23 protein-coding genes and 1 riboswitch are annotated in these 23,524 nt (G+C 73.0%); of the genes, 12 read left to right on the top strand and 11 right to left on the bottom strand.

Annotated elements, in window-relative coordinates; translation table 11 throughout:
• Genes BT341_RS12455 through BT341_RS12445 form a run of 3 tightly spaced genes read left to right on the top strand, consistent with a single transcriptional unit; the run spans position 1 to position 2,950 of the window.
• Positions 1 to 1,092 (top strand): LolA family protein, encoded by a 1,092-nt coding sequence (locus BT341_RS12455; RefSeq protein ID WP_072476444.1) that lies wholly within the window; start codon positions 1 to 3, stop codon positions 1,090 to 1,092.
• Positions 1,089 to 2,075 (top strand): ABC transporter ATP-binding protein, encoded by a 987-nt coding sequence (locus tag BT341_RS12450; protein WP_072476443.1) that lies wholly within the window; start codon positions 1,089 to 1,091, stop codon positions 2,073 to 2,075. The genes BT341_RS12455 and BT341_RS12450 overlap by 4 nt, the downstream gene beginning before the upstream one ends.
• Positions 2,072 to 2,950 (top strand): ABC transporter permease subunit, encoded by an 879-nt coding sequence (locus BT341_RS12445; RefSeq protein ID WP_072476442.1) that lies wholly within the window; start codon positions 2,072 to 2,074, stop codon positions 2,948 to 2,950. The genes BT341_RS12450 and BT341_RS12445 overlap by 4 nt, the downstream gene beginning before the upstream one ends.
• On the opposite strand, the gene BT341_RS12440 is transcribed toward BT341_RS12445, so the two are convergent.
• Positions 2,920 to 3,657, bottom strand: coding sequence for a dienelactone hydrolase family protein (locus BT341_RS12440; RefSeq protein ID WP_072476441.1), 738 nt, complete (start codon positions 3,655 to 3,657; stop codon positions 2,920 to 2,922). The genes BT341_RS12445 and BT341_RS12440 overlap by 31 nt on opposite strands.
• 135 nt (positions 3,658 to 3,792) lie before the next feature.
• Between BT341_RS12440 and BT341_RS12435 the strand changes: the two genes are divergently transcribed.
• On the top strand, positions 3,793 to 4,602 hold the full coding sequence (locus tag BT341_RS12435; protein ID WP_072476440.1) for an MmyB family transcriptional regulator: 810 nt from the start codon (positions 3,793 to 3,795) through the stop codon (positions 4,600 to 4,602).
• Position 4,603: 1 nt separating this feature from the next.
• Here BT341_RS12435 and BT341_RS12430 read toward each other — a convergent pair whose 3' ends face one another.
• From BT341_RS12430 to BT341_RS12420, 3 genes are all read right to left on the bottom strand, one after another.
• Complete coding sequence (locus BT341_RS12430) at positions 4,604 to 5,611, bottom strand: ABC transporter ATP-binding protein (protein ID WP_072476439.1); 1,008 nt, start codon at positions 5,609 to 5,611, stop codon at positions 4,604 to 4,606.
• The gene (locus BT341_RS12425) at positions 5,611 to 7,173 is read right to left on the bottom strand and encodes an ABC transporter permease (RefSeq protein ID WP_072481917.1); all 1,563 of its coding nucleotides are present in this window, start codon (positions 7,171 to 7,173) and stop codon (positions 5,611 to 5,613) included. Before BT341_RS12425 ends, BT341_RS12430 begins: the two co-directional genes overlap by 1 nt.
• 95 nt (positions 7,174 to 7,268) lie before the next feature.
• Positions 7,269 to 8,318 carry a thiamine ABC transporter substrate-binding protein gene (locus BT341_RS12420; protein WP_072476438.1) on the bottom strand — a complete coding sequence of 350 codons (1,050 nt, stop codon included), beginning with the start codon at positions 8,316 to 8,318 and terminating at the stop codon, positions 7,269 to 7,271.
• Between the two features lie 23 nt (positions 8,319 to 8,341).
• A riboswitch (TPP riboswitch) is annotated at positions 8,342 to 8,449 on the bottom strand.
• Between the two features lie 32 nt (positions 8,450 to 8,481).
• Here BT341_RS12420 and BT341_RS12415 point away from each other — a divergent pair.
• Complete coding sequence (locus BT341_RS12415; protein ID WP_072476437.1) at positions 8,482 to 8,766, top strand: 4a-hydroxytetrahydrobiopterin dehydratase; 285 nt, start codon at positions 8,482 to 8,484, stop codon at positions 8,764 to 8,766.
• Between the two features lie 366 nt (positions 8,767 to 9,132).
• Here BT341_RS12415 and BT341_RS12410 read toward each other — a convergent pair whose 3' ends face one another.
• Positions 9,133 to 9,423, bottom strand: a complete 291-nt coding sequence (locus tag BT341_RS12410) for a DUF1330 domain-containing protein (RefSeq protein WP_072481916.1) — start codon at positions 9,421 to 9,423, stop codon at positions 9,133 to 9,135.
• Positions 9,424 to 9,530: 107 nt separating this feature from the next.
• Complete coding sequence (ychF, locus tag BT341_RS12405; protein ID WP_072476436.1) at positions 9,531 to 10,613, bottom strand: redox-regulated ATPase YchF; 1,083 nt, start codon at positions 10,611 to 10,613, stop codon at positions 9,531 to 9,533.
• Between the two features lie 102 nt (positions 10,614 to 10,715).
• Here ychF and BT341_RS12400 point away from each other — a divergent pair, with 102 nt between their 5' ends.
• The gene (locus BT341_RS12400) at positions 10,716 to 12,131 is read left to right on the top strand and encodes an AlkA N-terminal domain-containing protein (RefSeq protein ID WP_143168537.1); all 1,416 of its coding nucleotides are present in this window, start codon (positions 10,716 to 10,718) and stop codon (positions 12,129 to 12,131) included.
• 7 nt (positions 12,132 to 12,138) lie between these two features.
• Here the strand turns inward: BT341_RS12400 and BT341_RS12395 are convergent, their stop codons facing one another.
• From BT341_RS12395 to BT341_RS12380, 4 genes are all read right to left on the bottom strand, one after another.
• Positions 12,139 to 12,330 (bottom strand): DUF1737 domain-containing protein, encoded by a 192-nt coding sequence (locus BT341_RS12395; RefSeq protein WP_072476434.1) that lies wholly within the window; start codon positions 12,328 to 12,330, stop codon positions 12,139 to 12,141.
• A gap of 21 nt (positions 12,331 to 12,351) precedes the next feature.
• Positions 12,352 to 15,303, bottom strand: coding sequence for an AAA family ATPase (locus tag BT341_RS12390; RefSeq protein ID WP_072476433.1), 2,952 nt, complete (start codon positions 15,301 to 15,303; stop codon positions 12,352 to 12,354).
• Positions 15,300 to 16,451, bottom strand: a complete 1,152-nt coding sequence (locus tag BT341_RS12385) for an exonuclease SbcCD subunit D (protein WP_072476432.1) — start codon at positions 16,449 to 16,451, stop codon at positions 15,300 to 15,302. The genes BT341_RS12390 and BT341_RS12385 overlap by 4 nt, the downstream gene beginning before the upstream one ends.
• 91 nt (positions 16,452 to 16,542) lie before the next feature.
• Positions 16,543 to 17,079: a hypothetical protein gene (locus BT341_RS12380; RefSeq protein ID WP_072476431.1), complete on the bottom strand. Its 537-nt coding sequence runs from the start codon at positions 17,077 to 17,079 to the stop codon at positions 16,543 to 16,545.
• 181 nt (positions 17,080 to 17,260) lie between these two features.
• Between BT341_RS12380 and BT341_RS12375 the strand changes: the two genes are divergently transcribed.
• Positions 17,261 to 18,175: a DNA recombination protein RmuC gene (locus tag BT341_RS12375; RefSeq protein WP_072476430.1), complete on the top strand. Its 915-nt coding sequence runs from the start codon at positions 17,261 to 17,263 to the stop codon at positions 18,173 to 18,175.
• Positions 18,176 to 18,822: 647 nt separating this feature from the next.
• Positions 18,823 to 19,593, top strand: coding sequence for a DUF6542 domain-containing protein (locus BT341_RS12370; protein WP_342750206.1), 771 nt, complete (start codon positions 18,823 to 18,825; stop codon positions 19,591 to 19,593).
• A gap of 51 nt (positions 19,594 to 19,644) precedes the next feature.
• On the opposite strand, the gene BT341_RS12365 is transcribed toward BT341_RS12370, so the two are convergent.
• Entirely contained in the window at positions 19,645 to 20,640 is a 996-nt protein-coding gene (locus BT341_RS12365) for a 4-hydroxy-3-methylbut-2-enyl diphosphate reductase (RefSeq protein WP_072476428.1), read from the bottom strand.
• A 244-nt stretch (positions 20,641 to 20,884) separates the two neighbouring features.
• On the opposite strand from BT341_RS12365, the gene BT341_RS12360 reads away from it, so the two are divergent.
• From BT341_RS12360 to BT341_RS12345, 4 genes are read left to right on the top strand one after another with little or no spacing between them, the layout of a single operon-like run.
• Positions 20,885 to 21,637 (top strand): lipid droplet-associated protein, encoded by a 753-nt coding sequence (locus BT341_RS12360; RefSeq protein ID WP_072476427.1) that lies wholly within the window; start codon positions 20,885 to 20,887, stop codon positions 21,635 to 21,637.
• Entirely contained in the window at positions 21,634 to 22,872 is a 1,239-nt protein-coding gene (xseA, locus tag BT341_RS12355; RefSeq protein ID WP_072476426.1) for an exodeoxyribonuclease VII large subunit, read from the top strand. The genes BT341_RS12360 and xseA overlap by 4 nt, the downstream gene beginning before the upstream one ends.
• Entirely contained in the window at positions 22,869 to 23,267 is a 399-nt protein-coding gene (locus BT341_RS12350) for a hypothetical protein (protein WP_072476425.1), read from the top strand. The genes xseA and BT341_RS12350 overlap by 4 nt, the downstream gene beginning before the upstream one ends.
• Positions 23,264 to 23,485: an exodeoxyribonuclease VII small subunit gene (locus BT341_RS12345; RefSeq protein WP_072476424.1), complete on the top strand. Its 222-nt coding sequence runs from the start codon at positions 23,264 to 23,266 to the stop codon at positions 23,483 to 23,485. The genes BT341_RS12350 and BT341_RS12345 overlap by 4 nt, the downstream gene beginning before the upstream one ends.
• The last annotated feature ends 39 nt before the right edge of the window (positions 23,486 to 23,524 follow it).

Raw genomic sequence — 23,524 nt, 5'->3', positions numbered from 1 at the left:
ATGAAACCGAAGACGAAGGGCATCACCGCCGCGGTCGTCGGCACCGCGCTCGGTGCGGGCGGGCTCGCGTTCGTCGCGATGCCGGCCAGCGCCGACGACAAGCCGGCGCTGCCGCAGGTGAGCGCCGAGGACCTGGTCCAGTCGGTGCTGAAGGCCAAGCCGGGCGCGTTCGACGGCACGGTCAAGGTCAGCAACGACCTGGGACTGCCGTCGGTGGGGAACGCGCTGCCGGGGGCGTCGGCGCTGAACATCGACTCGGCACACATCTTCAGCGACGGCGCGGGCAAGAGCCGCCTGGCCGTCACGCAGGGGGCCACCCAGGAGACCGTGGTCCACGACGGCACGACCGTCTGGGACTACAGCTCCAAGACGAACACCGCGACGAAGGTGACCATCCCCGCCGACGTGGCCAAGCAGAAGGGCGCGGGCAGCGAGAAGCTGGCCGACCCGGTCGCGGCGTCCACCGAACTGCTCGCGAAGGTCCGCGAGAGCAGCACGGTGTCGGTCGACGGCACCGCGACCGTCGCCGACCGCCCGGCCTACGAGCTGGTGCTGACGCCGAAGCCGACCGAGCGGACGCTGCTGCGCGAGATCCGCGTCGCGGTCGACTCGCAGACGCGGCTGCCGCTGCGGGTGTCGGTGCTGAGCAACGGCACGTCCACGCCGGCGCTCGAGGTCGCCTTCACCGACATCGAGTTCACCCAGCAGCCCGCCGACCTGTTCACCTTCACCCCGCCGAAGGGCGCGAAGGTGGAGGAGAAGACGCCGGCGATCGACCAGAAGGACAAGGACCTGGCCGAGCAGGCGAAGCAGGACACCAAGGTCGTCGGGGACGGCTGGGACACCGTCGTCACGGGCAAGGTGCCGGCGGACGCGCTGAACGCGGCGCCGAAGCAGCAGTCCGGCCGCGAGGGCCGCAACGCCGACCCGAAGGCGCTGCTCGATCGGTTCGCCAAGAAGGTCAGCGGTGCCTGGGGCAGCGGCTACCTCGTCACCACGAAGGTCGGCAGCGCCGTCCTGACCGACGACGGCCGGTTCGCCGCCGGCGCGGTGCCGGAGCAGGTCCTGTACGAAGCGCTGGGTCAGAAGTGACCAGCACGGCTGTCGAGTCCGGGGCGGACGTCTCTTCGGAGGCGTCCGCCCCGGCGGTCCCGCTGGCCGCGCGCACCCGGGGCCTGCGCAAGGTCTACCGCGGCACGGTCGCGGTGGACCACGTCGACCTCGACATCCCGGAAGGCGCGGTCGTGGGGATGCTCGGGCCCAACGGCTCGGGCAAGACGACCACCATCCGGATGCTGCTCGGGCTGGTCCGCCCGACCGAGGGCGAGGTCGAGCTGCTCGGCCGTCCGATGCCGGACGCCGCCGCGCATGCGCTGCCGGACGTCGGCGCGCTGGTCGAGGGGCCGGGCTTCCACCCGTTCCTGTCCGGGCGCGACAACCTGCTGCGCTTCGCCGCGGCGGAACCGCGGATGTCGTCGGCGGGGATCCCGGCGGCAGTGGACGCCGCACTTGAGCGCGTCGGGCTGACCGGGGCGGCGCGCCGGCGCTACAAGGGCTATTCGCTCGGCATGAAGCAACGGCTCGGGCTCGCTTCGGCGTTGCTCGTGCCGCGGAAGATGGTCGTGCTCGACGAGCCGACCAACGGCCTCGATCCCGCGGGTACCAGGGAGATCCGCAGGATCATCGCCGATCTGCACGCCGAGGGCGTCACCGTGCTGGTGTCGTCGCACCTGCTGGCCGAGGTGGAGGCGACGTGCACGCACGTGGCCGTGCTGCAGGCGGGCAACGTCGTCGCGCAGGGCGAGCTGGCCGAGCTGCTGGAGTCCGGGAACGCGGCCCTGCTGGTCCGCACGCCGGACGCGGAACACGCGGTGGAGGTGCTGCGGGAGAACCGGATCGGCGCCCGGCTCACGCCGGACGGCGTCCGCGCCGACCTCACGGCGACGCCGGCGCCGCGGGTGCTGCAGGTCCTGGTGGGCGCGGGGGTCGCGGTCCACGAGGCGACGCGGGCCCGCACCGGGCTGGAGGACCTCTTCGCCCGGCTGACCGAGTCCACTGGGGAGGGAGCGGAATGACGGCCGTCCTGGACGCACCGGTGACCCGCACGGGTCACGACACGGTGCCGCTGACCCGGCTGCTGGCCGCCGAGCTGCGCTGGATCTTCCGCCGGCCGCGCACCCTCGCGGTGCTGGCCCTGCTGGCGCTGATCCCGATCGTGATCGGCATCGGCCTGACGCTGGTGAGCGGCAACGGGACGCCCGACGCCGGCGGACCGAACCCCGATGGCGCGCTGCTGGCGTCCGCGGTCAACAACGCGTTCGTCCTGCCGATCGCGGCGATCGTGATGGCGCTCGCGCTGCTCCTGCCGCTCGCCGCGGCCATGGCGGGCGCGGACGCCATCGCGGGCGAGACCGCGCACGGCACCCTGCGCGGCTGGCTGATCGCGCCGGTCGGCCGGGGCAGGCTGCTGGCGGTGAAGGCGTTCGGCGTCGCGACGGTGTCGGTGGTCGCGGTGCTGGCGATGTGCTTCACCGGCGTGGTGACCGGGCTGGTCATCAACGGCACGGACTCGCTGTTCACGCTCTCGGGCACGACGTTGTCGCTGGGCGGGGCGCTGGCCCGGATCCTGCTGGTGGCCGGCTGGGTGGTGCTGCAGCTGTGGGCGGTCGGCGCGGTGGCGCTGGCGATCTCCAGCTGGACCGAGCACCCGATGCTGGTGGTCGCCTCGGTGCTGGCCGGGGACATCGTGTTCACGATCCTCGGGTTCCTCAGCTCGCTGAAGTGGCTGCACCCGTTCCTGCTGACGCAGAACTGGTCGATCGCGCCGGCGGAGGTGCTGCAGGACCCGATGGGCGCCCAGACACTGGGTGAGGGCGCCCTGCGGGCGGCGTGCTACATCGTGATCGGGCTGTCGCTGGCCTACGCGAGGTTGTCCACGCGCGACGGCTGAGTGAAGGCGAGGATGCGGCGCCAGGCGTCGTCGCAGGCCTCGCCCCACTCCGCGTACGAGCGGTCGAAGAACGAGTGCGGTGCGCCCTCGTACACGTGCCGCTCGTACCGGACGCCGGCGGCGTCCAGCTTGCCGGTGAAGGCGTCGAACTCGGCCTGGCTCGTCGCGACGTCCGCGCCGGCCAACAGCAGCAGCATCGGCGCTTCGAGGTCGCCGACGACGTCCTCGACCAGCTTCGGCAGGCCGTAGAAGCCGATCACGCCGGCCAGCCCGAGCCCCGCCGCCGAGAGCCGCCACGACTGGCCCGCGCCGAAGCAGAAGCCGACCGTGTACACCGGTCCTTCGCCGAGGAAGTCCCGTGCCGCGGCGACGTCGGCCGCGACGTCCGCGGGCGAAACGTGCGGCAGGCGGCTCTCCCAGTCGAAGTCGTCGCCGCGGTCGCCGAGACCGGCGCTCCGGCCGTAGTAGTCGATCACGACCGTCTCGAAGCCGGCCTCGGCGAACCGGCGGGTCAGGTCGCGGTAGTACGGGTGCACGCCGCGCACGTCCGGCAGCAGGACGATCTTGCGGCCGTTCGGCTCGGCGGGCACCGCGTGGTGGGCGAGGAACTCCGTCCCGTCGGCCCCGGTGAGCGTGAGCGGCCCGTGCGCGGCCACCTCCCCGACGACGGGCGGCGCGGGCGGGCGGCTTTCGGTGCTGTGGCACATGGTTTTCTCCTTTCGGCGAGCCGAGCCTGCCGCGCCCCGCGCCGCCGGCCCAGATCCCTGTCGGGGGGACGGTCCGCGGTTCCTGGTACTGGCAGGGCCAGGTCCGGTGGCCGGGGAACCGGCAGACTCGACGGCATGGACCGGGAACCGGGCCGCTTCTTGAAATCCCGCCGCGAAGCGGCGACGCCGGCGGAGTGCGGCGTCCTCACCGGCCCGCGGCGGCGGGTGCGCGGCCTGCGCCGCGAAGAGGTCGCGCAGCTGGCCGGGATCAGCGTCGAGTACTACATCCGGCTGGAACAGGGGCGGGCGCGCGGCCCGTCGCCCGAGGTGCTCGACGCGCTGGCCCGGACGCTGCGGCTGGACGACGTCGAACGCGGTCACCTGCACGATCTCGCGGCTGCCCGGCCGGCGCGGCCGCCGTCGGCCCGCCGGGTGCGCCCCGAGCTGCGGCAGTTGCTGGCGAAGATGGACCGCGTCCCCGCGCTGGTCGTCGACCACCGGCTCGACGTCGTCGCCTGGAACGCGCTCTCGGCCCAGCTGTTCTTCGACTTCGAGACCGCGCCGGACCGCAATCTCGCCCGCTTCTGCCTGCTGGACCCGGCGAGCCGCGAGCTGTTCCCGGACTGGCACGACGTCGCCCGCGCCACCGTCGGCCAGCTGCGGCTCATCGCGGCGCGGTACGCGACGGACCAGGCCCTCGCGACGCTCATCGGCGAACTGACGCTGCGCAGCGAGACGTTCCGGACGCTGTGGTCGGGCCAGGTCGTGCAGCAGCGCACGCACGGCCGCAAGCGGTTCCGCCACCCCGTCGCGGGCGAGCTGACGCTGCGGTTCGAGAACTTCGAGCTGCCCGACCTCTCGGGACAGCGGCTGATCATGTTCACCGCCGAGCCCGGCAGCCCGTCGGAACCGGCGCTGGACCTGCTGGCCCACTGGGCCGCCTGAGTCAGCCGACGAGTGCGACGCCGTCCGGGTCGAGTTCCAGCCGCACCGGGTCGCCGGCCCGCAGGTCGGCCGCGGCCGGAGCTACCGCGTCCACAGTGGACTCACCGATCCGGACGACCAGCCGCACGTGCTCACGCCGGTGCACCGCCGCCGTGACTTCACCGTCCACTCCGGACTGTGCCACCCGCAGCGCGTGCGGCCGCAAACCGAGCCGGACCGTGCCGTCGCCGGCGTCCGGCAGCGCGATCTCACCGAACGGCGTGCGCACCACCCCGCCCGCCGCGACACCGTCGGCGAACGTCGTCACGCCGAGGAACCGAGCCACGTCGTCGCCGGCCGGATTGCGCCAGACCCGCCGGACCGCGCCTTCCTGCCGGATCTCGCCGGCGTCGAGCACGGCGACCCGGTCGGCCAGCGTGAAGGCTTCCTCCTGGTCGTGCGTCACCAGCAGGGCGGTGATCTTGCTGCGGCGCAGCAGGTCCGCCAGATCGATGGCCAGCTGCTCGCGCAGTCCGGCGTCCAAACCGGACAGCGGTTCGTCGAGCAGCAGCAGCCGCGGTTTCGGCGCCAGCGCCCTGGCCAGCGCGACCCGCTGCGCCTGACCACCGGACAGCTCGGTCACCCGCCGCTTTTCGAAGCCGGAGAGGCCGACGAGCGCCAGCAGCTCCGCGACGCGCGGCGCCCACCGCGCCCGCGGCACGCCGTGCATGCGCAGGCCGAACGCGATGTTCGCGGCGACGTCGCGGTGGCCGAACAGCTGGCCGTCCTGGAACACCAGACCGAACCCGCGCCGGTGCACCGGCACCGCGCCGAGGTCCTCGCCGTCCCAGCTGACCGTGCCGCGCGCCGACGGCTCCAGGCCGGTGATGGCGCGCAGCAGCGTCGACTTCCCGGAGCCGGAGGGGCCGAGCAGGGCCAGCACCTCGCCGTCGGCGATGTCCAGCCGGACGTCGCGGACCGCCGCGAACTGTCCGTAGTGGACGGTCAGGTCCCGCACCGACAGCGCCATCAGAACTCTCCCACCCGGCCGCGCGCGGCCCCGAGCCGGTCGATCAGCGCGACCGCCAGCACCGTCACGAGCATCAGCAGCGCGCACGCCGCGTAGGCCATCTGGTTGTTCAGCTCGCCCGGGCGCGCCATCAGCGTCGCGACCGCGACCGGCAGCGTCGGCGCCGTCGGCCGGGCCAGGAAGCTGGTCGCGCCGAACTCGCCGAGCGCGACGACGAACCCGAACCCCGCCGCGGCGACCAGCGGCCGCAGCGTCAGCGGCAGGTCGATCTCCCGCCACACCCGCAGCGGGCTCGCGCCGAGCGTCGAGGCGGCCTGCCGCAGCCGGACGTCGACCGAGCGCAGCACCGGCAGCACCATCCGCACGATCAGCGGGATGATCACCAGCGCCTGGGCCAGCGGGACGAGGTAGGGCGACGTGCGGAGGTCGCCGGGCAGCGCGTCGAGCGTCACGAGGTAGCCGAACCCGACCGTCACCGCGGACACCCCGAGCGGCAGCATCAGGACGGCGTCCATCGTCTCGCCCAGCCCGCGCGCGGCTTTCGCGGGCGATCGCCGCAGTGCCACGAGGACGACGGACGCCAGCACGCCGACGACCATCGCGAGCAGTGTCGCGTCGATCGCGACCTTCAGCGAGTTGAGCGCGGCGTCCCAGCCGGACACCTGCAGCGCGCCCTTCTCGCCGGTACTCGTGAGGGCCCGGAAGCCGGCGAGGCTCCAGCCGTCCGCTGTGGACACCGACTCGACGAGGAGCGCGACGATCGGCGTCAGCAGCAGCGCGAGCACGACGCCCGCCGCGCCGACGACCCACCATTCGCCGCCGCTCGGCCACCCCGCGCGGCCGGATCCGATCCGGGCGCCGTCCTTGCGCCGCCGCGCCAGCCCGCCGACGACCAGCGCCGCGACCACGGCGGTGAACTGGATCAGCGACAGCGCGGCGGCGCCGGAGAGGTCCAGGAGGTCGACCGTCCGGAGGTAGATCTCGGTTTCCAGGGTCCGGTACCGGGCGCCGCCGAGGATGAGCACGACGCCGAAACTGGTGGCGCAGAACAGGAAGACGACGGCCGCGGCGGACGCGATCGCCGGCGCGAGCGCGGGCAGCGTCACCGAGCGGAAGGCCCGCCACGGGGACGCACCGAGCGCGCGGGCGGCGTCGGTCGTCCGTCCGTCCAGCCGCGCCCACAGCCCGGCGACGGTCCGTGCGACGACCGCGACGTTGAAGAAGGCGTTGGCCAGCACGATCGGCAGCACGCCACCGTCCGGCCAGAGCGCGCGGAAGGCGAGCCCGACGACGACCGTCGGCAGCACGAACGGCACCAGCACGAGCGTCCGCGCCAAGCCGACGCCGGGCAGCCGCACCCGCGCGAGCAGGAACGCCACGGGCAGGCCGGCGACCACGGCGACCAGCGTCGACGCGGCCGCCGTCGCCACGGTGAACCCGGCCAGCTGCCACGTCCGCGGGTCGCCGAGGACGACGCCGAGGCCGCCGGCGGCGAACCCGCGGCCGACGATCGCCAGCACCGGCCAGGCGAAGAAGACGACCAGGAACCCGATCGGCGCCAGCCCGAGCAACGCCAGGCCGAGGCCGCGGGCGGTTCGCGGCGGGGCCGTTGGTTTCCGGGTGGCGGAGCCCCCGGCCGGGGGCGGAGCCACGGGTGTCACTGCATGAGCGTGCGCCATTCGCCGATCCACTTCTCGCGGCCGGCCTGCACCTGGTCGGCGGGCAGCGTCTGCGGCTTCTGCGGCAGCGGCGCGACCTGCGCCCAGCCGGCGGGCAGGTCGACGCCCTGGCGCGCCGGGTAGACGTACATGTTGGCCGCGACGGTCGCCTGGAACTGCTGCGAGAGCAGGAAGTCGACGACCTTGCGCGCGTTCTCGACCTGCTTGCCGTTCGCCAGCACGCCGGCGTACTCGACCTGCCGGTAGCAGGTGTCGAGCAGCGCCTTGGTGCGCGGCTTGCCGTCATCACCGATTTCGGCGGCGGGCGACGACGCGTAGGAGACGACGATCGGCCGCGGCCCCTTGCCGGACGAGCCGGAGAAGTCCTTCGTGTAGGCCTCTTCCCAGCCGCTGACGACCTTGACGCCGTTGGCCTTCAGCCTGGTCCAGTAGTCCTTCCAGCCACCATCGCCGTATTTCGCGATGGTGCCGAGGAGGAACGCCAGCCCGGGCGACGCCGTGGCCGGGTCCTCGGCGACCAGCAGGTCCTTGTACTTGGGGTCGGCGAGGTCGTCGTAGCCGGCCGGCGCCGGGATGCCCTTGGCGGCGAAGTAGTTCGTGTCGACGTTGACGCAGACGTCGCCGACGTCGACCGCGGACAGGCGGTGCTCGGGGTCGACGGCGTAGCGCTGCGGGCCGCGGTCGGCCTCCGGGCTCGTGTAGGGCTCGAAGACGCCTTCCTGCAGGGCGCGCGAGGCGAAGGTCGAGTCGACGCCGTACGCGACGTCGCCGACCGGGTTGGCCTTGGTGAGCACGAGCTTGTTGGTCAGCGAACCGGCGTCACCCTGCTTGAGCACGGAGATCTTGATGCCGGACTGCCGCTGGAAGGCGTCGAGCACCTCCTGCGGCGCCAGGAACGAATCGTGCGTCACGAGGGTGACGGTGGGCGTCTGCTGCGTGCCACCGTCACCGTCCGACAGCGAGCACCCCGCGGCGACGGCGCTGACGGCGGCGATGGCCGTCGCGGCGCGAACAGCCCTGCGTTTCATCTACCCCTCCTGCACTTCGCCGGACGAGGAGGGGAAAGCCCTCCCTTCGCCGGCATGATCCGGTCAGGTGCGAACGGTCGCGGGGTGACCCGCCTCTCAGCCCGGCTCACCGGACTCCCGTGGCAACCGTGCAGCGTAGTCCAGGACGGACGACCATGGAGACATGACGGAACTGTTGAGCGACTCCGAGGCCGACGCCCGGCTGGGTGAGCACTGGACCCGATCCGGATCGGTGATCTCCCGCGAGGTGGAACTGGCGAGCTTCCCGCAGGCGATCGAGGTGGTGGACCGCGTCGCGGAGCTGGCCGAAGCGGCCGACCACCACCCCGACATCGACATCCGCTGGCGCACGCTGACGTTCCGGCTCAGCACGCATTCGGCGGGCGGCCTCACGGCGAAGGACTTCGACCTGGCCGCGCAGATCGACTCGGTCATCTCGGGACTGTGATCCCGGTAACTCTGAGTGCACTTTTCGCGGGTTTCGACGTCTCTCGGTTACCGGACCATTCCAGGAGGGAGACGAGCATGACCCAGGCAATCGTGGTGGGAGCAGCGGCGTTCGCGTCGATGGTGGCGGCGGCCGGCGGCGTGCTCTGGTTCACCGCCCGCAACCGCCATCACCTGGACGGCTGAGAGTTCGATCACACCTGCTAACGCGGGACGTGATCGGCGCGCTGTTCCTGCGGAAGCATCGGTCCGACCTTGGGAACGCCATGAACAGCCCCGCCGCCCCCACCCCCGCCCAGCGCGCCTGGATCAACGCCCTCGCCCCGGCGGTGGTCCTGATCGCGATCGCGCTGCTGGGCCTCCTCGGCTAGCCGACCCCGTCGACGAGCAGCAGCCGTCGCCGAAGCGCCGTCGCCCTGATCCCGAGGGCGGCGGCGTACTCATCGGAGCCGTACCAGCGTTCTGCGGTCCCCCGATCGGGAAACTCGACGATGACGAGACGGCCGTCGCCGGCCGGTCCTTCGAGCGCGGCCGGGACCGCCCCTCTAGCGAGGTAACGCCCACCGTGCGCCTCGATCGAGGCCTGGGCCAGCTCGCGGTAACGCCGGGCTTGGGCTTCGTCGAGGACTTCGACTTCGGAGATCACGTAAGCGGTCACGCCGCCGAGCGTGGCAGAGCCGGACGGCCGGAGCGTGGTGCCGTCGCTACCCGGCTGGCCTCCGCCGTCGTCCAGGTCGATCGTCGGGCATCCGGAGCCGCAACGGCTCACACGTTGAAACGGAACTCGACCACGTCGCCGTCGGCCATGACGTAGTCCTTGCCCTCCATGCGGACCTTGCCCGCCGCCCGCGCCGCCGCCATCGAGCCGGCCTCCATCAGGTCGTCGAACGACACGATCTCCGCCTTGATGAAGCCGCGCTCGAAGTCCGTGTGGATCACCCCCGCCGCCTGGGGGGCCGTCGCGCCCTGCGGGATCGTCCACGCGCGGGATTCCTTCGGGCCCGCCGTCAGGTACGTCTGCAGGCCGAGCGTGTGGAAGCCCGCGCGGGCCAGCGAGTACAGGCCCGGCTCCGGCTGGCCGACCGACTCCAGCAGCTCGCGGACCGACTCCTCGTCGTCCAGCTCCAGCAGCTCCGCCTCGACCTTCGCGTCGAGGAACACCGCGTCCGCCGGGGCGACCAGCTTGGTCAGCTCTTCGCGGCGGGCCTCGTCGGTGAGCACCGACTCGTCGGCGTTGAACACGTACAGGAACGGCTTCGTGGTCAGCAGGCTCAGCTCGCGCAGCGCCGCGAAGTCGACCTCCTTCTGTGCCTGGAAGAGCGTGCGGCCGGCGTCGAGGATCTCCTTCGCCTTCTGCGCGTTGTCCAGCGCGGGCTTGTTCTCCTTCTTCGTCCGCGCTTCCTTCTCCAGCCGCGGCAGCGCCTTGTCGAGGGTCTGCAGGTCGGCGAGGATCAGCTCGGTGTTGATCGTCTCGATGTCGCTCGACGGGTCGATCCGGCCGTCGACGTGCACCACGTCCGGGTCGTCGAACACGCGGATGACCTGGCAGATGGCATTGGCCTCACGGATGTTCGCGAGGAACTTGTTGCCCAGCCCGGCACCCTCGGACGCGCCCTTGACGATGCCCGCGATGTCCACAAAGGACACCACCGCCGGGACGGTCTTCTCCGAGTGGAACAGCTCGGCCAGCTTGTCCAGCCGGGGGTCCGGCAGCGGCACCACGCCGACGTTCGGCTCGATCGTCGCGAACGGGTAGTTCGCGGCGAGCACGTCGTTGCGGGTCAGCGCGTTGAACAGAGTGGACTTGCCGACGTTGGGCAGGCCGACGATACCGAGGGTGAGGCTCACGACCTCGCAGTCTACGTGCCCGCCCCGCCCGGGCCCCACGCACCCAACGCCGCGTCGGATTTCCGCCAGCGACCGCGCTGACCTGCTGGCATGCTCGAAGGCATGGTCACGACAACCGAGCCGCCCGCGCTCTGGCGGGACACCGAACGCTGCTACCGCGTGGTCACCGCCCGCGACTCGCGCTTCGACGGCCAGTTCATCATGGCGGTCCGCACGACCGGCATCTACTGCCGCCCGTCCTGCCCGGCGTCGACGCCGAAGGCGCAGAACGTCCGCTTCTTCCCGACGTCGGCGGCCGCCCAGGCCAACGGCTTCCGCGCCTGCCGCCGCTGCCTGCCCGACGCCGTGCCCGGGTCGCCGGACTGGAACGTGCGCGCCGACCTCGCGGCGCGGGCGATGCGCCTGATCTCCGACGGGACCGTCGAACGCGAAGGCGTCCCCGGCCTCGCGCGCCGGCTCGGCTACTCGGAACGCCAGCTCGGCCGGGTGCTCACCGCCGAGCTGGGCGCGGGGCCGCTCGCGCTGGCCCGCGCCCACCGGGCGCACTCGGCCCGCCTGCTCATCGAAATGTCCGAGCTGCCGCTGACGGACGTCGCGTTCGCGGCGGGCTTCTCCAGCGTCCGGCAGTTCAACGAGACCATCCGCGAAGTCTTCGCGACGACTCCTTCGCAGCTTCGCGCCTTCGCTGCGTCGCGTCGCAGACGCGAGGGCGACGTCAGCGGGACGCGGCTCAGCCTGCGGTTGCCGTTCAGGCCGCCGTTCGACGCGGCTGGGTTGCTTCGCTACTTCGCAGCTCACGCGGTTGCGGGCGTCGAAGACCTCACTTCGGAGTCCTACGCCCGGACGTTGCGGCTGCCCCACGGCACCGGCGTCGTACGGCTGACGCCGCAGCCCGACCACGTGCGCTGCGAGCTGTCGCTGGCCGACCTGCGTGACCTCGGCAGCGCGGTCAGCCGGGTGCGCCGGCTGCTCGACCTCGACGCCGACCCGTCCGCGGTCACGCGGGTCCTCGGCGCGGACCCGGCGCTGGCCCCGGTCGTCACGGCCGTGCCCGGCATCCGGGTGCCGGGCGCCGTCGACGGCGAGGAGCTGCTGCTGCGCGCCCTGCTCGGCCCGCGAAGCGCCGAGGTGGCGTCGCTCGGCGACGAGGTCCCGGCCGAGTGGGGCGTCACGCGGCTCTTCCCGGACGCGGCCCGGATCGCGGCCGCGCAGGTCTCGGAGACGGTGACCAGCGTCGCGTCCGCACTGGCCGAAGGCCGCCTGGACGTGCACGTCGGCCGGGAGGCGGCCGAACTCCGGGCCGAGCTGCTGGCGTGCCCGGGCCTCGACGCGTCGACGGCGGACTACGTGCTCATGCGCGTCCTCGGCGCCCCGGACGTCCTGCTGGCCGAGGACGCCACGGTCCGGCGGGGCGCCACGGCCCTGGGCATCGCGCCGGACTCACTGCCGGAGCGCGCGCGGAGCTGGACGCCCTGGTGTTCCTACGCCGCGATGTACCTCCGGCACGCGGCGGCCTGACGCGCCGTCAGCCCTGCTCGCCCCGCCACAGCAGCGCCTGCGCGACGATCACCTGGCCGCCGTCGAACGTCGCGGCCGGCGAGCCGTGCAGGCGGTAACCGAGTTCGAGCGCCTCGCTGACCCGGTGGCAGAACTTCGCGTCGTCCGGGCCGGTGAGCAGGCGGTAGCGGGGCAGGCCGTTCGGCGGCTGGTCCGTCATGCCTTCATCTTGTCCGAGCCGTCAGCCGGCGCGCACCTCCAAGGTCGAGCCCGTGCGGGACTTGCGGACCCGCAGCCGCGTCGGGATGCGCTGCCGCAGCTCCTCGACGTGCGAGACCAGGCCGACCACCCGGCCGCCCGCGCGGAGCTCGTCGAGGATGTTCATCACGACGTCGAGGGTTTCGGCGTCCAGCGTGCCGAATCCCTCGTCGACGAACAGCGTGTCCAGCAGCGCGCCGCCGGTCTCGCCGGCGACGACGTCGGCCAGCCCGAGCGCCAGGGCCAGCGACGCGAGGAACGACTCACCGCCGGAGAGCGTCTTCGCCGGGCGGATCGTGCCCGAGTAGTCGTCGAGCACGTCGATGCCCAGGCCGCCGCGGGTACCGCGCGCCCCCGCGGCGTCCGAGTGCACGAACGAATAGCGCCCCTGGCTCATCGTCCGCAGCCGGTGCGTGGCGGCGACCGCCACCTCCTCCAGCCGCGCGGCCAGCACGTACGAGCGCAGCGACATCTTCCGGCTGTTCTGCCCGCGCCCGTTGACGACGTCCGCGAGCGCGCGCAGTTCGGCGTACGCCGCTTCGGCGGGAGCCAGCCCGGCGAGCGCGTTGCGCAGCAACCCGGCCAGCCGCGTCAATTCCTCGTGCTGGGCCGTCGCCACGCGCAGCGCCGCGTACGCGGAGTCGGCACGGGCCCGTGCGACTTCGGCCGCGTCGGCCGCGCGGTCGACGTCCGCGACGTCGTCCGGTGAGATCCCGAACAGGTCGGGCTCGGACAGCAGCGCCCGCGCCCCCGCCGCGGCGGCCTCGGCCTCCGCGATGCCCTGTTCCAGTTTTTCGATCTGCTCGTCCGGCAGCATCGCGGCGCGTGCCTTCTTCAGCGACGTGAACCCCTTCGCCTTGACCGCGGCGTCGACCAGCGCGCGCTGCTGGGCCACGCGCTCCCGGGCGCCAGCGACCGCCGTCCGGGCCTCGGCGACCGCTTCGAGGGCTTCGGCGAGGCCGATCAGGTGCTCGCGCCGGGCGGAGACGTCCGCGAACTCGCCGCGTCCGGCGACCAGACGGCGTTCGCGCTCGGCGAGCCGCTCGTCCAGGGCCCGGACGTCGGTCGTCGCTTCGACCGCGGCCTGCTCGACCTGGCGCAGGCGTTCGGTCCGCGTTTCCAGGTCGCGTTCCAGGAGGATGACCTGCTGGCCGAGCTTCGCCTTCCCGGACGCCTGCCGCGTGAGCGTCGCGACGGTCTCCTTGGCCTCCGCCAGCTCGGCCGCGACGGACTCCGCTGTGCGCCCGGCCAGGCGTTCGAGCAGTCCCGCCAGCCGCGCCTTCGCCTCTTCCAGCGCGGCCACGACCCGCTGCCGCATCGCGTCGGCGGCCTGCTCGGCCTCTTCGGCGGCCCGCTCCTCGGCCGGGTCGACCAGTTCGGCGTCCCGGTCGGCCTTCGCCGGATGCTCCGCCGACCCGCACACCGGGCACGGCGCGCCCTCCGGCAACGCGGCGGCGAGCTCCGCCGCCATCCCGTCGAGCCGCCGTTCCCGCAGGTCGAGCCGGTGCTGCCGGGCTGCCTGATGCGTGTCGACCACTTCGCGCAGCTTCGCCTCGCCGCGCTGGACTTTCGCCTGCGCTCCGGGCAGCTCGGCCGCGTCACGCGCGACGGCCGTCAGCTCCTCGACCCTGGCGCGTGCCCCGTCGAGCTTCGCCTCGGCCTCGGCCGCCGCGACCGCGTCCTCGCGCAGTTTCGCCAGCTGGCCGGGGATCGCGGCCAGCTCGGCGGTCAGCGTTTCGGCCTGCTCCCGGGCCGTGACGGCGGCCAGCTTCCGGTCGTCTCGCCGCATGATGTCGAGCTGCTGCTGCTCGGCCTCGGCGACCAGCTCGGCCACCGCACCGGCTTCTTCGCGCGCGGCGGCCGCCCGCGCCTTGAGGTCGCCGGTCGCGCGGGTGCCGAACTCCCGCAGCCGTGCGCCACGGTTCTTCTCCGCTTGTTCGGCCTCGGCCAGTTCGGCGACCCGCCGGTCCAGCAGGTCGGCCTCAACGGCGACGCCGGCGGCCCGCCGCGCCGCCGCGACCTCCCGCGCCCACTCGGCGCGCTGCGGCGCCTGCTCGGTGATCTCCAGGAGCCGCAGGTGTGCCGTGCGGACCCGCCGGATCTTCTCGGCGCCGGCCCGTTCCTCCTGCAGGTAGACGTCCGCCCGCTGCGCCGCCGCCCGCGCCCGTTCCTCCTCGGCCGTGACCTGCTCGACGCGTGCTTCGGACGCGGCCAGGACGTTGTCGACCCATTCGGCGACACCGGACTCGGGCGGGTCCTGCTGGGCCTCCTGCGCGTACCGGGCCAGCAGCTCGCGCACCCTGCCTTGCTGCTGCTCCAGTTCGCGGCCGCGTTCGGCCCGCAGGTCGGCGAACCACCGTTCGACGTCGGCGAAGCGCTCGGTGCCGAAGAGCCGTTCGAGGAGCTTCTCGCGCTCGGCGGTGTCCGAGCGCAGGAACCGGGCGAACTCGCCCTGCGGCAGCAGCACGACCTGGAAGAACTGCGCCGCTGTCATGCCGAGCAGCCGCTCGACGGTACGGGCGACTTCCTCGATCCGGATCAGCCCTTCCGGCGGAAGCCCGGCGGGCGCGGCGCCGATCCAGCTCAGCGACACCCGTGCCTGCTGGGTGGTCGTGCCCTCGCCGCGCCGCTTCGGCCGCTGGTACTCCGGGTTGCGCACGATCTTCAGCCGGTGGCCCTGCACGGTGAGTTCGAGGGAGACCTCGGTGATCTGGTCGGGCTCGGCCAGGTCGCAGCGCAGCCGCTTGGCTTCGTTGCGCGCCCCGGGAACCACGCCGAACAACGCGAACGCGATCGCGTCGAGCAGCGTCGTCTTGCCCGCCCCGGTTTCGCCGTGCAGGAGGAAGAGGCCGTCGGCGCCGAGCACGTCGAAGTCGACCATTTCGCGCGCGCAGTACGGTCCGAAGGCTTCGACCTCCAGCCTGTGCAGCCTCATTTCGCGAGCGCCCCCCGGTCGGCCGCTTCGAGGGCTTTGAAGAGGAGCTGCTCTTCGCTTTCGGTCGGTGGGGCGCCCCGGCAGTCGTCGAGGAAGCTGCGCGAGATCTCGATGTCCGACCGGCCGCGCACGGCGTCCGAGTACCGCAGCGGGGTACCGGCGGATCCGCCCTCGGGCGCCCAGTCCAGGTGGACCGCGTACGGGAACCGCTCCCGCAGCCGCCGCATGGCGTCGACCGGGCGCACCCGGTCGGTGACCGTGACCGACAGGAAGTGCTCGAGGTACTTGTCGTGTTCCGGGTCCGCGAGCAGGTCCTCGATGTCGCCCCGGAGAGTGGCGAGCGCCCTCGGGACCGGCAGCTCGTGGCGCCGGACTTCGGCGAGCCCGGTCTCGTCGAGGTCGACCAGCCAGACCGATTTGCGTTGGCGGGCCTCGGAAAACGAGTACGCCAGCGGGCTGCCGGAGTAGCGCAGGTGCCCGGCGAGCGTCTGCGGCCCGTGGAGGTGGCCGAGCGCGACGTAGTCGACGCCGTCGAAGACCGAGCCGGGTACCTGCTCGACGCCGCCGACGGCGATCGTCCGCTCGGAGTCCGTGGGCTCGCCGCCGGTGACGAACGCGTGCGCGAGCACGACCGACCGGGTGCCGGGCCGGGTTTCGAGGTCCGCGCGGATCCGGCGCATCGCCTCGGTGAGCACGCCGGTGTGGCCGCGCGCGTCCGGCACGCCCAGCGCGTGCCGCGCCGGTTCCGGCTCCAGGTACGGGATTCCGTAGACGGCGACCGGCCCGTGGTCGTCGTCGAACAGCACCGGCTCGGCCAGCCCGCCGACGTTGGTGCGCAGGTGCAGCCCGCCCGCCGCGGCGAACTCGGCGAAGGCACCCAGCCGCGGCGCGGAGTCGTGGTTGCCCGGGGTGACCACGAGGTGCGCGCCGGCGGCGCGGATCCGCGCGACCGCCGCGGTGGCCACCCGGACGGCCTCGGCCGACGGCACCGCGCGGTCGTAGATGTCGCCTGCCACCAGGACGGCGTCGACCGCCTCGCCGGCCACGAGGTCGGCGAGGTGCCCGAGCACCGTCTCTTGCTCCGCGAGCAGGTCGGCGCCGTGGAACGTGCGGCCGACGTGCCAGTCGGAGGTGTGCAGGAATCTCACGGGGGCCAAGGTACGACCCGGCCCCGACGAAATCGCGGAGACTCGCCGCGAACTCACTCGAACGTGTGTGCGAGCACGAGCAGGTGCCTGGTCAGGAGGGGCCGGCCTCGATCTCCAGCCGGGCGGCGCCGATCTGACGGCGCTGGGCGACCGCGTCGAGCTGCTCCGCCAGCCGCGGGATGGTCGTCGAGGCCAGGTAGGTCTCGGCGCCCGCGTCGAGCATGCGGTGCACCGGGCCGCGGTAGCTGACCCCGAGTTCGTCGTCCTCGATCTCGGTGACGACGACGCGGGCCTTCGGGAACATCGCCCGGAGGTGGCCGACCAGCTGCGGGCTCGACGGCGGGACGAGCAGCACGTCGGCGGTCGCGGGTGCGGCGTGGAGGTCCAGCACGACGTAGTCCCCGCCGAGTTCGGCGGCCAGTGAGGACCGCGCCGAAGCGGACAGCTTCATCGCGGTGGCCACGACGGTCACGTCGTGGCCGTAGGACGGCTTGGGTGCGGTGGCCACGCCGCGGATGACCGCGACCGGCTCGCCGTCCCGGGTGATCACCAGGTGCTCGCCGGGCCCGAGTGCGTCGATCTGCGCCACGACGTCCCCGGGCAGGTCCGTCACGTCGATCCGCCGCATCGCCCACCCCCTTTCCTTCAGGACGCCCGAGAGGGCGGCGGGTGGCCAACACGCCCGCGAAAATTCGATTTGTTCCCAGGTCAGCTACCGAGCGCGACGGTTCGGTCGCGGTTTTTGTCGGTGGTGTCCGCCATGATGTCCCCGCGGTCCGAACCGGGCGGCCCGGAGGGAGGAGACGGAAGTGGCGACGGTGCTGACCACCGCGGCGATCGTGCTGGCGGTCCTGCTGCTGTTCGCCGTCGCGGTGCTGTGGCGGCTGTACAACGACGGGATGCGCCGGGCGGACGCGGCGGCCCGGCTGGTGGCGGCCGAGCGCGCCAAGGCGGACCAGCAGCAGCTGGCGTTGCGCCGGTACGAGGTCGCGTTCGCCTCGATCAGCGGGCGCGGCGAGCTGGGCGAGCAGGTGCTGGTGGAGACGGCGCGGGCGCTCGGGCTGCGCGAGAACCTGCACTTCACGCTGCAGACGGACGTGGCGGGCGGCGGCTCGGCGAAACCGGACATGGTGCTGCGGGTGGGCGGCGACCGCACGGTGCCGGTCGACGCGAAGGCGAGCATGGCGATCTGGGCCGAAGCGGTGGAGACGAACGACCCGGAGGAGCGGATCGACGCGTTGCGCGCGCACGTCCGCCAGATCCGCTCCCGAGCGGCGGAGCTGGCGGGCAAGAACTACCAGCGCTGGGCGGACGCGATCTACGGCACGATCATGTTCGTCCCCAGCGACGCTGCGGTGGTGGCGGCGCTGGACACCGACCCGGAGCTGCTGCGCTGGCTGATAGACCGCCGGGTGTTCCTGTGCGGGCCGACGGGCTTCGGCGTCCTGGCATCGGCGGCCCTGTTCGCAGCGAGCGACCGCACGCTGGAGGCGGACGTGGAGCAGGTACGAGCGGGCGCGGCGGCGGCTCACCGAGCAGCGGGCGGCGCGGTGGAGGCGTTGAACCTGTCGAGCACCCATCTGCAGCGGTTCTTGTCCGCTCGCCGGCGGGAGCTGGAGGCGTTGGAGACGTTCCGGGCGACCGTGGCACCACTGACGGAGGCGGCCGGCAGCCCGGCCCCGGTTCAGCCCGTGCGGAAGGGAGACGAGCTGGCAGCAAGCTGAACTCCGCTCCGCGACGGCGGGGGGTGCGGTCAGCGGGAAGGTTGGGCCGCGGTTGTGGGCAGCGGCGGGGTTGGTGACCGCCGGCCCGGGGCAGCGGCCTCGGCACCCGGACCGCGAGGTCGCGGTCCGGCAGCGCCGGCTCCCGCCACTCGATGGCCGCCGCCGAGGTAGCGGCTGAAGGCGGTACCGGAGGTTGGTGACCGCGAGAGCGGCGGCCTTGGCAAGCGGCTGCCACGGACGGGCGCCCCTGTGGCCCTGTGCGACTTCACCGGCGGCTTCCCGTCGGCGGCCGACCAGCCCACAAGCGGTCACCGGACCGCCGAGCCGAGACCGGCGGCGACCCTCCGACCTGCGGCAACCCACCACTCCAGCGGCAGAAAGGAGACCGCCGGACCGCATCCGCCCCACCCCCGGCAGGGCCGCTCCCGTCCCGTCGGCGGATCGGCGTACGCCCACGTCGGCAGCGGTGCTAGCAAGATCTTCACAACCACGAGATACGGTGTTGTCTCGTGACCGCGATTCGCGATCGCCAGAGCGATCCAGATGCCGACGACGTCCCCGTGCCGTGGGATGAGCGTCCTGTCGTCGGTTCCCGGCGCGGGCTGCCTTGGTGGGCCGCCGTCCTCGTCGGCCTTGGGCTGGCGGTCGTGGGCGCCCTCATCGGCAAGCCGAGCCAGGGCAGCCTGCCGGCGATCTTCACCGTCTGTTACATCGCCGGGTCCGTGATCGCGGTCTGCGCGGTGCGCCGCCGCGGGTTGTTCGGGCCGATGGTGATGCCGCCGCTCGTGCTGGCCGTCACCGTGCCCGGTGTCATCCTGCTGACCTCCGGCTCCCAGGGCGACGACACGCTGTCCAAGGCCCTCAGCATCGGCACCCCGCTGATCAACGGCTTCCCGACGATGGCGATCACCACCGGCATCACGCTGCTGATCGGCTTCCTCCGCATCTTCCGCGAGCGCGACCCGAACGCCCCGAAAAAGGTCAAGGCCGACCGCCGCACCGCCGACGAGGACGACGAACGGCCCGCGACGCGCGCAGCGTCGACGTCGGCCGGCGGTCGTCCGCGGCCGCCCGGGTCCAGCCGCACCGGCCAGACGCCGCTGCCGCAGGGCGCCCAGCGCCGGCGGGACGGCGAACCGCCGCGGCGACCCCGTCCCCCGGCCGACGGCGAGCGCCGCACACCTCGCGCGGGCGCGCCCACCGAACGCGACCGCGGAGCGCGCAAGCAGCCACCGCCGACCGGCCGTCGCACGCCGCGTCCGCAGGACGGCGACCCGCGCCGCAGCGGTGACGCTCCCCGGCGACGTCCGCGGCCGCCCGCCGAAGACGGCCGTGACACGCCGCCGCCCCGGCGGCCGTCCGGTGGGCGGAGTACGCCGCCGCGCCGGCCCCGTCCTTGGGACGAAGAAGAGCGCTGACCAGCAGAAACGGCGGTCATCTCCGATGGGAGGTGACCGCCGTGACGCGGGTCAGACCTTGCGCAGTTCCTTCGGCGGGGCGAACGAGATCTTCTCGTTGGCCGTGGTGACCTCGTCGACGTCGGCGTAGCCGCGCTCGGCCAGCCAGTCCAGCAGCTCCATCACCAGCACGTCCGGCACCGACGCGCCCGACGTCACGCCCACCGTCGTCACGCCGGTGAGCCACTCCTCGTCCACCTCGCGCGCGAAGTCCACCAGGTACGACGCGCGAGCCCCCGCCTTCAGCGCCACCTCCACCAGGCGCTTCGAGTTCGACGAGTTCTTCGAACCGACCACCAGCACCAGGTCGCACTCCGCCGCCATCGCCTTGACCGCCACCTGGCGGTTCGTCGTCGCGTAGCAGATGTCGTCGCTCGGCGGGTCCGCCAAGCCCGGGAAACGCTCGCGGAGCTGGTCGACGCGCTCCATCGTCTCGTCGACCGACAGCGTCGTCTGCGACAGCCAAATCACCTTCGACGGGTCGCGCACCTCGACCTTGTCGACGTCCTCGGCCGTGTCGACCAGCTGGACCTTGTCCGGGGCCTCGCCGGCCGTGCCCTCGACCTCTTCGTGGCCCTCGTGGCCGATCAGGAGGATGTCGTAGTCGTCCTTCGCGAAGCGGTTGACCTCCTTGTGCACCTTCGTCACCAGGGGGCAGGTCGCGTCGATCGTGCGCAGGTTCCGTTCGGCCGCCTCCGCGTGCACCATCGGCGAGACGCCGTGGGCGGAGAACACCACCAGCGCGCCCTCGGGCACCTCGGACGTCTCGTCGACGAAGATCGCGCCGCGCTCGCGCAGCGTCTCCACCACGTGCCGGTTGTGCACGATCTCCTTGCGGACGTACACCGGGGCGCCGTAGACCTCGAGGGCCTTCTCGACGGCGATCACCGCGCGGTCGACGCCCGCGCAGTAACCACGGGGCTTCGCGAGCAGCACTCGCTTGCCGGAAGCGGTTCCGGTGATCGTCGGGGTACCCGCGGGCTCGATTCCGGGACTCGCTGCACTCATGGCACCCAGGGTACGGGCAGCCCCGAGACGAACTCGAAGTCCCTTTCGGGTGAGCTTCGTCCCTCTACCGTGCTGTGCCGGAGGTCACGCCCCGCGGCCGACCCCGATGAGGCTCGTTCAGCCGTCGCCCGCCGCAGGCTCCCCGCTGACCAGCGGTTCGCGTGCGGGCCGCGGCGGGCTGACCAGAACAAGCCTCACCCGTTCGGTTGGGCAAGACGGCCGGACATGCGGCAGGCTGGACCCCATGAAGCCATTCCCGCTCCCCCTCCGGGTCGCCGCGGGCCTCGCCGTCACCACCGCCGAGCGGGTTCGCGAACTTCCCCGGCAGCTGGCCGGGCTGCCGGTGACCGTGGTCAGCCAGGTGCTGCAGGCCTCCATGCGGGTGCAGCAGCACGTCACCGAGCTCGCGATCAAGGGCGACAACGCGCTGTCGAGCCTGCGCCCGGTCGAGGACACCCCCAGCTGGGCGACCTTCGACGAAGACCAGGACCTCGACGTCCAGCCCACCCGCCCGGACCTCGGCTCGGTCGCCGACGTGCCGGAACCCCGCTCCGAAATAAACGGGCGCATCCCGTCGGCCGCCGAGCTCGAAGCCGAGCTGGGCGACCCGTGGGCCGAAGAGGAACGCGCCCTCGCCGAGGACCACGCCGACGGCGAGTTCGACGCCGGCGAAGACACCGGGGCGGCCGCCGAAGAACCGCCGCAGACGCCCAAGCCCGGCACGCCCAAGGTCGACAAGAAGGCCAAGAGCGACATCCCCCGCACCAGCGCCGGCGGCTACGAGGGTCCGGCCGGGCTGACCGGCTACGACCAGCTCACGCTCCCGCAGCTGCGGGCCCGGCTGCGCCAGCTCTCGATCGACCAGCTCGAGACGATCCTCGAGTACGAGCGCGCGCACGCCGACCGCTCGTCCTTCACCGGGATGCTGTCCCGCCGGATCGCCAACGCGCGCAAGGCCGAGCAGGCCGGGGAAGACGGCCAAGAGAACGGCCAGTGACCACCGAGACCGAAGCGAGCACCGCCGAAAAGCCGTGGCCGGTCCGGACCGTCGCGCGCAAGATCGGCGACTGGATCCACCGGCTCGGCGCCGTCTGGGTCGAAGGCCAGGTCACGCAGATCAGCGCGCGGCCGAACACGCAGACCGCGTTCCTGACGCTGCGTGACCCCTCGGCGGACGTCTCGATGTCGGTGACCTGCCCGAACTGGCTGGTCCGCGAGATGGAGCCGCCGCTGCGCGAGGGCGCCAGCGTGGTCGTGCACGCCAAGCCGTCGTTCTTCTTCGGCCGCGGCACGATCAGCCTGCGTGCCGACCAGATCCGCGCGGTCGGCATCGGCGAGCTGCTGGCGCGGGTCGAACGCCTGCGCAAGCTGCTGGCCGCCGAAGGCCTGTTCTCCCCGCAGCGCAAGCGGCCGGTCCCGTTCCTGCCGAAGGGCGTCGGGCTCATCACGGGCCGTGCGTCGGCCGCCGAGCGGGACGTGCTGGTCAACGCCCAGACGCGGTGGCCGCACGTCCGGTTCAAGGTCCTCAACACCGCCGTGCAGGGCTCGCAGGCCGTGCCGCAGGTCATGCGGGCGCTGCGGATCCTGGACGCCGACCCCGAGATCGACGTCATCGTCATCGCCCGCGGCGGCGGCAGCGTCGAGGACCTGCTGCCGTTCTCCGACGAGGCACTCTGCCGCGCGGTGTCGGCCGCCGGCACGCCGGTGGTCAGCGCGATCGGGCACGAACCGGACACTCCGCTGCTCGACCACGTCGCCGACCTGCGCTGCTCGACGCCGACCGACGCCGGCAAGCGGATCGTGCCCGACCTGCGCGAGGAGACCGAGCGGGTCCGGCAGATGCGCGATCGCGGCCGCCGGGCGCTGCACGGCTGGGTCGACACCCAGACACGGCTGCTCCACCAGATCCGCAGCCGTCCCTCGCTGGCCGATCCGCTCGGCCCGATCCAGCGCCGCCAGGACGACGTCGACGTCCACCGCGAACGCGCGCGCCGCGCCATGCTGACGCTGCTCGCCAAGGACCAGGCCGAGCTCACCAGCGCGCGGGCCCGGCTCACCGCGCTCGGCCCGGCGGCGACGCTCGCCCGCGGCTACGCGGTCGTGCAGTTCACGGACGCCGAAGGCAACCTCCAGGTACTCCGCTCCGTCTCCGAAGTCGAGGCCGGTGCCCGGCTGCGCGTGCGCGTGGGCGACGGCGCGATCAAGGCGGTGGCGGAAGGAGAGCCGGGGTGAAGGTGACGTTCCTCCCGCTCACCGTGGACGCGGCCAGGAAGCTCGGCGCGCGGCCGCTGCTGGACCAGGCCGTGCGCACCGACCGGGCCGCCGCCGAGTGCTGGACGGCGCTGCTCGCCGGCTGCCACAGCAGCGCCCGCCGCGACCTCGGCCCGCAGCTGCGGCGGCTGTCCGAGGCGACGTCGATGCAGGTCGGCTCGCTCTGGTGGTTCGCCGAGGGCGCCGGGCACCGCAAGCGCGTGGCCGGCGCGCAGGAGAACCTCGAAGAGGCGATCGCGGACGGTGACGGCCAGGAGTTCGCCCTGGCCTTCGTCGGCTACGACCACGCGATGGCCAGCGCGGTAGTGTGCGCGAACAGCGTGCAAGCCCGGAAGGTCGGAGAACACCGAGCGTGAGTGAGACACCCAGCGAGGAGCTCGGCTACGAGCAGGCCCGCGACCGCCTCGTCGAGGTCGTCCGCGAGCTGGAGGCCGGCGGCCTGTCCCTCGAGCAGTCACTCGCGTTGTGGGAGAAGGGCGAGAAGCTCGCGAAGATCTGCGAGCACCACCTCGAAGGCGCGCGCGAGCGGATCGAAGCGGCCCTCGCGTCCGTGGAGGACGACTCCGCGCAGTGAGGTAGGCCATGCCCACGGTATCTGGAAACGCGGCCGGTA

Source organism: Amycolatopsis australiensis (genome assembly GCF_900119165.1).
GTDB lineage: Bacteria > Actinomycetota > Actinomycetes > Mycobacteriales > Pseudonocardiaceae > Amycolatopsis > Amycolatopsis australiensis.
Note: the sequence above shows the minus strand (reverse complement) of the source record. Positions and strands in the feature narration are given on the sequence as shown.